The 12246-nt window shown below is 62.9% G+C and carries 10 protein-coding genes; 9 read left to right on the plus strand and 1 reads right to left on the minus strand.

The features are described from left to right. From M6D32_RS07335 to M6D32_RS07375, 9 genes are all read left to right on the plus strand, one after another. Positions 1-146, plus strand: a 146-nt coding sequence (locus M6D32_RS07335; protein ID WP_298254859.1) for an integrase core domain-containing protein, incomplete at its 5' end; no start/stop codon positions are given. 65 nt (positions 147-211) lie between these two features. Then, positions 212-1669: an aspartate ammonia-lyase gene (gene aspA / locus M6D32_RS07340; RefSeq protein ID WP_298254845.1), complete on the plus strand. Its 1458-nt coding sequence runs from the start codon at positions 212-214 to the stop codon at positions 1667-1669. A gap of 160 nt (positions 1670-1829) precedes the next feature. Next, positions 1830-2741 (plus strand): dioxygenase, encoded by a 912-nt coding sequence (locus M6D32_RS07345; RefSeq protein ID WP_298254847.1) that lies wholly within the window; start codon positions 1830-1832, stop codon positions 2739-2741. Positions 2742-2882: 141 nt separating this feature from the next. Then, entirely contained in the window at positions 2883-4127 is a 1245-nt protein-coding gene (locus M6D32_RS07350; protein WP_298254849.1) for an amino acid ABC transporter substrate-binding protein, read from the plus strand. Positions 4128-4247: 120 nt separating this feature from the next. Beyond that, complete coding sequence (locus M6D32_RS07355) at positions 4248-5117, plus strand: branched-chain amino acid ABC transporter permease (protein WP_298254860.1); 870 nt, start codon at positions 4248-4250, stop codon at positions 5115-5117. 2 nt (positions 5118-5119) lie between these two features. After that, positions 5120-6070: a branched-chain amino acid ABC transporter permease gene (locus M6D32_RS07360; protein ID WP_298254851.1), complete on the plus strand. Its 951-nt coding sequence runs from the start codon at positions 5120-5122 to the stop codon at positions 6068-6070. Beyond that, positions 6067-6816: an ABC transporter ATP-binding protein gene (locus M6D32_RS07365; protein ID WP_298254852.1), complete on the plus strand. Its 750-nt coding sequence runs from the start codon at positions 6067-6069 to the stop codon at positions 6814-6816. Before M6D32_RS07360 ends, M6D32_RS07365 begins: the two co-directional genes overlap by 4 nt. After that, positions 6806-7540, plus strand: a complete 735-nt coding sequence (locus M6D32_RS07370; protein ID WP_298254853.1) for an ABC transporter ATP-binding protein — start codon at positions 6806-6808, stop codon at positions 7538-7540. The genes M6D32_RS07365 and M6D32_RS07370 overlap by 11 nt, the downstream gene beginning before the upstream one ends. A gap of 121 nt (positions 7541-7661) precedes the next feature. Next, the gene (locus M6D32_RS07375; protein ID WP_298254855.1) at positions 7662-8690 is read left to right on the plus strand and encodes a 5-methyltetrahydropteroyltriglutamate--homocysteine methyltransferase; all 1029 of its coding nucleotides are present in this window, start codon (positions 7662-7664) and stop codon (positions 8688-8690) included. Positions 8691-8699: 9 nt separating this feature from the next. Here M6D32_RS07375 and M6D32_RS07380 read toward each other — a convergent pair whose 3' ends face one another. Continuing rightward, entirely contained in the window at positions 8700-11978 is a 3279-nt protein-coding gene (locus tag M6D32_RS07380; RefSeq protein WP_298254857.1) for an efflux RND transporter permease subunit, read from the minus strand. Positions 11979-12246 lie beyond the last annotated feature (268 nt).

Raw genomic sequence — 12246 nt, forward strand, 5'->3', positions numbered from 1 at the left:
ACCTGACATCAGATGACAGAGCCCGACATCTGCCAGAGTGGCTACATCGATACAATTGGCACCGGCCGCATTGCAGCCTAAAGTGCAAACCACCTATCAGCCGTCTCGGTCTGACCGGGGACAACCTCTTGAGGCTCCACATCTAGAGCTTGGAAATCCGCCCCGATCCTGTATTGATCGCTCCCCCGCCAGACACGGAGGAGGCCTCTCCATGAGCACGCGACGCGAGCACGACCTGTTGGGTGACCGGGACGTTCCGGCAGAGGCCTATTACGGAGTCCATACGCTTCGGGCGGTCGAGAATTTCCCGATTACCGGCACCCCGATTTCGATCTATCCCGACCTGATCACGGCGCTGGCGTCGATCAAGCTGGCAGCGGCACGAAGCAACCGCGACCTTGGATTGCTCGACGCCGCGAAAGCCGATGCCATCGTCGCCGCTGCGGAAGAGATCAGGGGCGGAAAGCTCCACGACCAGTTCGTGGTGGATGTCATCCAGGGCGGGGCCGGCACCTCGAGCAACATGAACGCCAACGAGGTGATCGCCAATCGCGCGCTGGAATTGCTCGGACGGGCGAGGGGCGATTACAAGTTCTTGCACCCCAACGAACACGTCAACATGAGCCAGAGCACCAACGACGTCTATCCGACGGCGCTGAAGCTTGCGGGCTATTCCGGCATCATGCGGCTGGTCGACGCCATGGCGGAGTTGCGCGGGACGTTCGAGGCGAAGTCCGAGGAGTTCAAGGACATCATCAAGATGGGCCGGACCCAGTTGCAGGACGCTGTTCCGATGACGCTGGGCCAGGAATTCTCGACCTATGCGGTGATGCTGGGCGAAGACGAACTGCGTCTCAAGGAGGCGGTGCTTCTGGTCTGCGAGATCAACATGGGCGCGACCGCGATCGGCACCGGCATCAACGCCCATCCCGATTATGCGCGGCTGGTCTGCCAGCATCTGCGCGATGTGACCGGCATTCCTGTCGTCACTGCGTCGAACCTGATCGAGGCGACGCAGGATTGCGGCGCCTTCGTGCAGCTCTCCGGCGTGCTCAAGCGCGTTGCCGTGAAACTGTCGAAGACCTGTAACGATCTGCGCCTGCTGTCATCGGGTCCGCGCGTCGGCCTCAACGAGATCAACCTGCCGCCGATGCAGGCGGGCTCCAGCATCATGCCGGGCAAGGTCAATCCGGTGATCCCCGAGGTCGTCAACCAGATCGCCTTTGAGGTGATCGGCAACGACGTGACGGTGAGCTTTGCCGCCGAGGCCGGCCAGTTGCAGCTCAACGCCTTTGAGCCGATCATCGCGCATAGCCTGTTCAAGAGCGTCAACCATCTGCGTTCCGGCTGCCTGACGCTGGCCGAGCGGTGTGTAAAGGGCATCACCGCCAACCGTGAGCATCTGCGCCGCGGCGTCGAGCGCTCGATCGGCATCGTTACCGCGCTCAATCCCTATATCGGTTACGCCAATGCGACCGAAGTCGCGCAGCAGGCGCTCCTGACCGACCAGAGCGTCTATGACCTGGTGCTGGCGAAAAAGCTCCTGACCCGCGAGCAGCTCGACCAGATCCTGCAGCCGGAGGTGCTCACCCAGCCGCGGACGTTCGGCACCGCGACCACGACCGCGCAGGCGCATCCGCTCAGCGTCCGCCGCGACCAGACCGACTGATTAAATTCTCATCTGATGAAAATTTAGGCCGGCGCGCCTCGCGATTTCCGTTGCATCCGGGTTTGCGGTTGCGCCCGGAGGGCGATAGGCTGCCGGCAACGTTTTAAGAAAAAGCCATGACTGGCCAAAGCCATGGATCAAAGGGTCGAGGAGGCAACCCATGGAGGAGTTGACGCCTGAGAACATCACGCAAGCCGTGCTGGGTCAGATGGCTACAACGACCAATCCGCGCCTGAAAGAGATCATGGCGTCGGCGGTAAAACACCTGCATGCCTTCGCCAAGGACGTGAATCTCACGCCGGCGGAATGGATCAAGGGCATCGCCTTCATGACCGCGGTTGGCAAGATCTGCACGCCGGCCCGGCAGGAATTCATTCTGTTGTCGGATACGCTGGGTCTGTCGGCGCTCGTCAACGGCCTGCACGATGAAACCGCGATGGAAGAGGCAACGCATACGAGCTTGCTCGGACCGTTCTACCGCGAAACCACGCCGCACCTCGCCGCCGGCAGCCAGATCGCCAGGAACGCCAACCCCGAGACAGAAATCATCCTTTACGGCTACGTGACTGACGTGAACGACAAGCCGCTGTCGGGCGCCACCGTGTCGCTCTGGCAGACCAGCGCCAGCGGCCTCTACGACATTCAGGAGGATCCCAGTTCGGTCGACTACCGCGGCATCTTCACCACCGACGCCAAGGGCCTCTTCGTCCTGCGTACGGTGAAGCCGCTCGGCTATTCGATCCCGATGGATGGCCCGGTCGGCGAAATGGTTCGCGCCCAGAGGCGGCACGGCATGCGGCCGGCCCATATTCATTTCCTCGTCGGCGCGCCCGGTTACCGCGAACTGGTGACGGCACTTTATCTGCGCGACGACCCGCATCTGGCTGACGACGTGGTGTTCGGCTCCTCCGGCGACCTTGCGGTCGACATCAACCCGAAGGACCTGGAATGCCCGATTCCCGGCTTGCCCAGCATCCGTTTCGACATGCACCTGTCGCGTGAGACCGCGGCCGACCGGGTCGGGGGCCGCGTCGGCGCCGACCCGGCCGCGATCCTGAAGCAGCCGGCTTGACCGGGGCGGGCGTCATGCGACCCAAGTCGTGTTGTCGCCCGGCGTCCGCTGGCCTTAACTTTCGACGACACCTGAAATGGTCCGCCAACGGACGAGAGATCCGCGCGGGCTGTTTCTAACAACGCACTCCAGGGAGGAACTATGAAACGCAGAACGTTTCTCGGCGCGGCCATCACCGGCATCGGTGTCTCGCTGATCGGCAAGGCCGGCGCGGATCAGCCGCCGATCAAGATTGGCATGTCAATGCCGCTGACCGGCGGACTAGCGGGTGGCGGCAAGCCCTCGCTGCTTGGCATCGAAATCTGGCGCGACGATATCAACGCCAAAGGCGGCATGCTCGGCCGCAAGGTCGAACTCGTGGTCTACGACGACAAGTCGAGCGCCGCCGAGTCGCCCGCGATCTATTCCAAGCTGCTCGATATCGACAAGGTCGATCTCCTGTTCGCGCCCTATGGAACGGTGCCGACCGCGCCGATCATGCCGCTGGTCAAGCAGCGCGGCATGGTGCTGATCGGCAACTTCTCGTTCCAGGTCAACAGCAAGATCCACCACGACATGTGGTTCAACAACGCGCCATGGGGACCGGCCGACGCCTGGGCGTCGGCATTTCTCGATATCGGCCAGAAGGCCGGCGGCAAGACGATGGCGCTGCTCTCGGCCGACCAGGAGTTCGCGCAGAATCTGGCCAAAACGGCGCGCGAAGTCGCCGGCAAGCGCAACCTGCCGATCGTATTCGACCAGGCCTATCCGCCGAACACGGTGGAGTTCTCCAGCATCATCCGCGCGCTGAGCGCCGCCAAACCCGACATCGTTTATGTCGCTTCCTATCCGCCGGATTCGGCCGGCATCCTGCGCGCCGTCAGCGAGATCGGGGTCGGCGACAATGTCAAGCTGTTCGGCGGCGGCATGGTCGGCCTTCAGTTCGGTCCGGTGATGGCGAAAATGGGTTCGTTGCTCAATGGCGTCGTCAACTTCAATACCTGGCTGCCGGAGCCAGGCATGTATTACGACGGCACCAAGGCCTTCTTCGACGAATATTCGAAGCGCGCCGTCCCGGCCAAAGTCGATCCGCTCGGCTTTTATCTCGCGCCGTTCGGCTATGCGTCGGGCCAGCTGATCGCGGCGGCGGTGACGGCGACCAAGTCGCTCGACCAGAAGGCAATCGCGAAATATCTGCATGAAAGCGAGGTCAAGACCATTGTCGGTCCGATTGCGTTCTCGGCGGATGGCGAGCGCAAGGAGACCGCAACCCTGCAAGCGCAGTTCCAGGGCATCGTCGACAACAACATCGATCAGTTCAAAAAGCCGGGCAAACAGGTCATCCTGTTTCCCGAGAAGCTGAAGTCGGGCAATCTCATCACGCCGTTCGAAGCGGCGCGGAAGTAGGCTTGGTTGTAGAAGCGCTCCCTCTCCCCGCACGGCGGGGGAGGGATAAAAACTCGGGGATGTCAGTCCAAAGGGCACCACGTTTGAGTAAGCGGGGCAGGGGAGCCTAAATTGTTTTCGATGGACCTGCTGCTCGAGGCGGTCGTGACCGGCGTGCTGCTCGGCTGCTTCTATGCGGCCGTCAGCATCGGGCTGTCGGTTTCCTTCGGTCTGCTCGATGTGCCGCAGGTGGCGCATCCGGCCTTTCTGGTGATGGCGTCGTACGGCGTCTTTTTTCTCAATGACACCTACGACATCGATCCGCTGCTGTCGGGCGTTCTGATCACCCCGCTCCTGTTCGTGTTCGGACTGCTTGCCTATCGGCTCTATTACGAGACCTTCGAGCGGCGCGGCACCGACGCTGCCGTGCGTGGCATTGCCTTCTTCTTCGGCGTTGCCTTCATCATCGAAGTGTTGCTGATCATGTATTTCGGCGTCGACCAGCACTCCGTCTCGGCTTCCTACATCGGCAGATCCTGGCGCTTTGGCGGCATGCGGATCCCGCTCCGCCTGATGGTGGCATTTGGGGTCGCGACCGGATTGACGCTGCTGCTGTCGGTGTACCTGTCGCGCACGTTCATGGGCCGCGCGATCCGCGCGGTGGCTCAGGATGAGGAGGCGGTGCGGCTGATGGGGGCCAACCCGGTCCACATCAAGCAATGGGCATTCGGGATTGCGACCGCCGTGCTCGGCGTCGCCGGCGCGCTCCTCATCATCGTTTCGCCTGTCGATCCGACGCTCGATCGCGCCTATATCGGCCGCACCTTCTGCGTCGTGGTCATGGCGGGCCTCGGCAGCATGACGGGTACGCTGATTGCGGCGATCATTCTCGGCGTCGCCGAGACCATCGTGCTCACTTTGTTCGGCGCCTCCTGGGCGCCGGCGATTTCCTTTGCCCTGCTGCTCGGCGTTCTCGCCGTGCGGCCGCAGGGTTTGCTCGGCAGGCGATGACCATGAAGCGCAACGCCATCGCCTTCTGGGGTGCCTCAGTGCTGTTTCTCGCCGCCATCCTGCTGTCGGCGGAACTGGTCGCCAACGAATACTGGTTCTTTGCCGGTTACGTGATCCTGCAATTCATCGTGCTCTCGGTCGCCTGGACCATTCTGGGTGGGTATGCCGGCTACGTGAATTTCGGGACCAGCGCGTTCTTCGGCGTCGGCGTCTATACGGCGGTGTTTCTGGTTAGCGCGGTCGGTGCGCCACTCCCGGTACAGATCGCGATCGCCGCCGTTGTCGGTGCGATCCTGGGCTTTGCGGTCGGACTGCTGACGCTGCGCATGCAGGGCATTTTCTTTTCCATTGCGACCATTGCGATCACCATCATCATTGAGACAGCGGTAACCAACTGGCGCGAACTCGGCGGCGCGGCCGGCATCCAGATCCAGCGCCCGCCGGTGACGGCGCCATTCCACACCTATGTGCAGATGCTGGTGTTCGTGCAGGCGGTGCTGGTGGTGATTTCAGTGGCGATCGCGCGTTACATGCAGAACTCCTGGATCGGCCGCGGTCTTCAGGCGCTTCGGGACGACGAACTCGCCGCCGAGTGCACCGGCGTGCCGACGCTTCGCCTGAAATTGATCGCTTGCGTGATTTCCGGCGCATTGATGTGCGCGGCCGGGGCGCCGGCGGCCATGTATCTGCAATATGCCGATCCGGCCTCGGCCTTTAACCTGAACTACTCGGTCTCGGTGCTGGCGATGGCCTTGATCGGCGGCACCGCGCACTGGATCGGGCCGGTGATCGGCGCCATCCTGCTCGGGGTCACGCAGCAAGTGCTCACCGTCACCATATCCTCGGAAGTGAACGTGCTGGTGCTCGGCGTCATGCTGGTGCTGTTTGTAGTGGGCGCTCCCGAAGGCATCATCGGCCTCTTCAAGCGCCGCCGGCCGGAGGGCAAGGCATGACCTCCACCGATACGACAGCGCTCCCCTTGCTGCGGATCGGCGCCCTGACCAAGCGCTTTGGCGGCTTCACCGCGCTCGATAATGTCAGCGTCGATATCAAGCCCGGCGAACGCTTTGGCCTGATCGGTCCCAACGGCTCCGGCAAGACCACGCTGATCAATTGCATCTCCGGCGCGTTCCGCACCGAGCCGTCGACGGTGGTCTTCGATGGCGAGGATATCACGCGCCTGCCGCCGCATGTCCGCACGCGGCGGGGAATTGCGCGCAGCTTCCAGATTCCGCGTCCCTTCCGCAGCATGACGGTGATCGAGAATCTGATGGTCGCCGCCGACTTCACCAGCGCTACCCATCTGCGCCTGACGGCCGAGGACCATCGCGACCAGGCGGTGACGATCCTTCAACAAATGGGGCTGGCGAACAAGGCCAACGCGCGGGTCACCGGCTTGAGCCAGGTCGAGCTGCGCAAGATGGAGCTCGCCCGCGCAATGGCGACACGGCCCAAGCTCCTGATTTCGGACGAGGCGATGGCTGGCTTGTCCGGTTCGGAGGTCGACGAGGTGCTCGATCTCCTGCTGAAGCTCGCTGGCGAATCCATCACCATCATCATGATCGAACACATCATGCATGCGGTGATGCGCTTCTCCGAACGCATCATGTGTCTCGATGCCGGCAAGATCATCGCAATCGGCCAGCCGTCCGAGGTCATGGCCAATGCGCGGGTGCAGGAGGCCTATCTTGGCACTTAGCCTTGCGATCCGCGATCTCAATGCCGGCTATGGCGCGGTGAAGGCGCTGCGCGGCGTCTCGCTCGACGTGGCGACCGGAGAAACCGTGGCGCTGCTCGGCACCAATGGCAATGGCAAGAGCACACTGATGAAGTGCGTCATGGGCCTGGTGCGGCCGTGGCGCGGCAGTGTTTCGCTCGACCTGGACGGCACCGTGCATGATCTCGCCAGGATGTCGCCGGAGGCGATCGTCGATCTCGGTGTCGCGCTCGTGCCCGAAGGCCGGCGGCTATTTCCGCGGCTCACGGTGTCGGAAAACCTCATGCTGGGCGCTTTCCGCCGCGCCGCGCGCCGCGACATTGCCCGCAACCTCGCGCTCGCCTTCGACGCCTTTCCGGTCCTGAAGGAGCGCGCCGGGCAATTGGCGGGCACCATGTCGGGCGGCCAGCAGCAGATGCTGGCGATTGCACGCGCCATGATGTCCTCGCCGCGGCTGCTCCTGATCGACGAGCCTTCGGTCGGACTTTCTCCATTACTGGTCTCGCAGATGATCACCAAGATCGGCGAGCTTGGGGAACGCTTCGACCTCACGGTTCTGATGGCCGAGCAGAATTTCAACCAGGCGGTGCGCATCGCCGACCGCGGTTATATCATCGTCCATGGCGAGATCGTGGTCGCCGCCAATGTCGACGAGTTGCACGGCAACGCCATCGTCAAGCGGCTTTATCTCGGCGGCAGCGTGTGACAACGAAGTTCTTGAACATCCCTCGAGACGGCGCTTTCGCGCCTCCTCGGGATGAGGTTGCCCTCATGGTGAGGAGCCGTGAAGCGGCGTCTCGAACCATGAGGCCGATATGGAGCACTGCATGACGACAAAACTTCTGCCCACCACGGTGGTCGGCAGCTATCCGCAGCCGGACTGGCTGGTCGATCGCCAGATGCTGTCGAAGGGCGTGGCGCGGGTGCGGATCGATCTTTGGCGCATCGCGGAGCCTTGGCTCGAACAGGCGCAGGACGACGCGACGCTGCTGGCGATCCGCGACATGGAGCGCGCCGGGATCGATATCATCACCGACGGAGAAGTACGGCGCGAGAGTTACTCGAACCGTTTCGCCACCGCGCTCGACGGCATTTCGTCGGGCAAGCCGGGAGAGGTGATCTCCAGGGCCGGGCTGTCGACGGCCGTGCCGCGCGTCGTCGGTCCGATCAGGCGGACGCAAGCGGTGGAAACCCGTGACATGGCATTCCTGCGCCAGAATACCGAGCGGCTGGCGAAGATCACGCTACCGGGCCCGTTCACGATGAGCCGGCAGGCGATCAACGAGTATTATAAAGACGACGACGAGATGGTGATGGATTTTGCCGCGGCGGTGAACGCGGAGGCGCGCGACCTCGAAAAGGCCGGCGCCGACGTGATCCAGCTCGATGAGCCGTGGCTGCGCCAGGATCCGCCGGCGGCCAAGCGCATCGCGGTGAAGGCGATCGACCGCGCGCTGGAAGGCCTGAGGGCCACCACCGTCGTGCATCTCTGCTTTGGCTATGCGGCGGTCGTCAAGGGCGAGAAGCCCGTCGGCTATTCGTTCCTCGGCGAACTCGGCGCCTGCCGCGTGGACCAGATTTCGATCGAAGCGGCGCAGCCCAAACTCGATCTCGGCGTGCTGAAAGACCTCGCGCCAAAGAAGATCATGCTGGGCGTGATCGACCTCGCCGATCCGCAGGCCGAAACGTCAGTGATCGTTGCGAACCGCATTCGCGCTGCGCTGAAATTTCTTCCGCCGGATCGGCTGGTGCCGGCGCCGGATTTCGGCATGAAGTACCTTCCGCGCGAACTCGCCTTTGCCAAGCTGAAGGCGCTCGCGGACGGTGCGGCGGCGGTGCGCGCGGAATTGGCGTAACGGCAGCGCTTATTCGCCGGGAACAAGACGGCGCAGCCTTCTCCGCTGGCGCCAGTGTCGCGCGCGATCGAGATAGAGATAGACCACCGGCGTCGTGTAGAGCGTCAGGATCTGGCTCAGGATCAACCCGCCGAAGATCGCAATTCCGAGCGGCTGGCGGAATTCGCTGCCCTCGCCAAGCCCGATCATCAGCGGCAGCGCGCCGAACAAGGCGGCCATGGTCGTCATCATGATCGGGCGGAAGCGCATCACGCAGGCTTCGAAGATGGCGTCTTCCGACGACAGCCCGCGCAGGCGTTCGGCATCGACCGCGAAATCGATCATCATGATCGCGTTCTTCTTTACGATGCCGATCAGGAGAATCACGCCGATCATCGCGATGATGTCGAACTGGCTGTGAGACAGCATCAAGGCCGCTACCGCGCCGACGCCCGCCGACGGCAGCGTCGACAGGATCGTGAGCGGATGAACGTAGCTCTCGTAGAGCATGCCGAGCGAAATGTAGATGGTTGCGAGCGCCGCCAGGATGAGGAACGGCTCACTCGCGAGCGATTGCTGGAAAAACTTGGCGGCGCCTGAAAACCCGCTGCGAATATCCGCCGGCATGCCGATCCTGGTCATCGTTGCCTCGATCGCGGCGGTGCCTGTGCTCAACGCGATGCCCGGCGGCAGGTTGAAGGAGACAGTGTTGGCGACCAGGCCATCCTGATGGTTGACGGAAAGCGGCGTCTCGCCTTGTGAGAAGCGGGCGAGGCTGGCGAGCGGAATCATGGTCTCTGCACTGGTCGAAACGGCCGTTCCGGTCGACGACGCTCCCTTGCCGGACGCGCCGATCGAGTTGGTCGCCTGGTTTCGCACGGCGTTCGCCGCGATCGCGCTGATCGAATTCTGCTGCGAGCGCGAGGTAATGGTGCCGGCCACGGCGTTGGTGGTTTGCGATCCGCTGGCCGGTCCCCCGGTCGTGCTGACATAGACATCCTTCAGGGTCTCCGGATTTTGCCAGTAGGCCGGCGCCACCTCCATGATCACGTGATACTGGTTGCGCGCGACATAGATCGTCGAGACCTGGCGCTGCCCGAAGGCGTCATAGAGCGTGTTGTCGATCTCGCTGACCGTGATGCCGAGCTGGGCGGCTGCGTCGCGATCGATGATGAGGTTGGATTGCAGCGCCTTGTTCTGCTGATCGCTGGAGACGTCGGTCAATTCGTGCACGCCCTGAAGCGCCGCGACGAGCTTTGGCGTCCATTCGTTCAACTCGTCGGAGGTTGAGCCTTGCAGGGTGTATTGATAGGCGGCATCGCCCGAGCGGCCTCCAGCGCCGAGGTCGCCGAGCGATTGCAGGGTCAGCGTGGCGCCCGCCACCGCCGAAAGCGGTCCCCGCAGCCGCTCGGTCACTTGCTCGGCCGATGTTTTGCGCTCCCTGATCGGCTTCAGCGAGGCGAACACGGTGCCGGTATTGACGCCGCCTGAGCCCGGCCCGCTGCCGCCGACGAAGCCCACGGCCGTATCGACCGCCGGATCTTTTTTGACGATGTCAACGAATTGCGTCAGCTTCTGCTGCATCAGCTGAAACGAGGTATGCTGATCGGCCCGGATCACCCCTCTCAAAAGGCCAGTGTCCTGCTGCGGTACAAATCCCTTCGGCACGACGCGGTAGAGGTGGAAATTCAGATAGAGCGTCGCGCCCAGCATCAGCATCACCAGAAGCGGGTGGCGCAGCGCTATGCCAAGCGTCCAGCGGTAGCCGTTCAGCATCGCCTCGAAGACGCGTTCGCTGATCCGGTAGACCCGCCCATGCCGCTCGCCTCGTTCGCTGCGCAGCAGTACGGCGCACATCATCGGCGTCGTCGTCAGCGAAACCACGAGCGAGATCGCAATCGCGATCGTCACCGTCATGGCGAATTCGCGAAACAGCCGTCCGATCAGCCCGCCCATCAGGAGGATCGGGACAAAGACCGCGACCAGCGATACGCTCATCGACAATACGGTAAAGCCGACCTCGCGCGCGCCAAGCAGCGTGGCCTCCATTCGAGGCATGCCCGCGTCCATGTGACGGGAGATGTTTTCCAGCACGACGATGGCGTCGTCGACCACAAATCCGGTGGCGACCGTCAGCGCCATGAGTGAGAAGATGTCGAGGCTATAACCCAGCACATACATCACGGCCAGCGTCGCCACCAGCGACACCACGACGGCCGTGACCGGAATGAGCGTGGCGCGCGCATTGCGCAGGAATGCGAACACGACGAGGATCACGAGAGCTACGGCAATGAGCAGCGTGATTTCAACGTCCCTGAGCGAGGCGCGGATCGTCATCGAGCGGTCGACCGCAAGGTTGATGTCGATCGCGGGCGAGACGGAGGCCTTGAGTTGCGGCATCACCGCCTTCACCCGGTCGACCATCTGGATGATGTTGGCGCCCGGCTGCCGGTACACGATCATCATCACGGCCGGCTTGCCATTGGAGAGGCCGAGCGTGCGCACGTTTTCGACCGAGTTGACGACCTCGCCGACGTCAGACAACCGCACCGGCGCGCCGTTGCGATAGGCGACGATCAGCGACTTGTAGTCCTCGGCCTTGGTGGCCTGGTCGTTGGAATAGACCTGGTAGCGCTGGCTGTCGACGTCGATGCCGCCCTTCGGGCTGTGCGCATTGGTCGAGGCAAGCGCGGCGCGAACGTCCTCGAGGCCAATGCCGTATTTGTAGAGCGCGGGCGGCAGCAGTTCGACACGCACCGCGGGCGGCGAGCCGCCCTGGACAGATACCTGGCCGACACCTTCGATCTGCGACAATTTCTGCGCAAGGATAGTGGAGGCGGCGTCGTAGAGGCCGGCGGGCATCAGCGTGTCGGATGTCAGCGTATAGATCAGGATCGGCGCGGCAGCCGGATTGAGCTTGCGGTAGGTCGGATTGCTCCGAAGGCTGGACGGCAGATCGGCGCGAGACGCGTTGATCGCGGCCTGCACGTCGCGTGCGGCGCCGTTGATGTCGCGGCCGATCTCGAATTGCAGGACGACGTTCGCGGAGCCGAGGTTGCTCGTCGAGGTCATCTCGGTGACATTGGCGATCTGGCCGAGATGGCGCTCGAGCGGGCTTGCGACCGTGATTGCGACGTCCGCCGGGCTCGCGCCGGGCAAAGTTGCCTGCACAAAAATGGTCGGGATGTCGACGTCCGGCAACGGCGAGACCGGCAGCTTGAAATACGCGATCGCGCCGGCCACCACCAGTCCGAATGACAACAGCGTGGTTGCCACCGGCCGGCGAATAAAGGGAGCAGAGAGGTTCATCACATGCGCGATCGTCGTTGCCGGTCAGCTTCTATCTGGCAACGCCGCGTAACAAAAGCAGCATAATGTAACAGGGGGCTGCCACACGCCCGCCTCAAATCAAGGCCTTGACATGGCTGGTTTCGTCCTAGTGCCCACTTTCCGAAGTTCGTGCTCCATCGCAGCGCCCACCTTCACGAACTTCGGAAAGTCATGGGCTACTCACAAATTTATTGATTCTAGTACCGCTTTATCGATCTGAAGTCCCTGATCGAATTCGCCGCTTGTG

The organism is Bradyrhizobium sp. (genome assembly GCF_027307225.1).
In the GTDB taxonomy this organism is placed as follows: Bacteria; Pseudomonadota; Alphaproteobacteria; order Rhizobiales; family Xanthobacteraceae; genus Bradyrhizobium.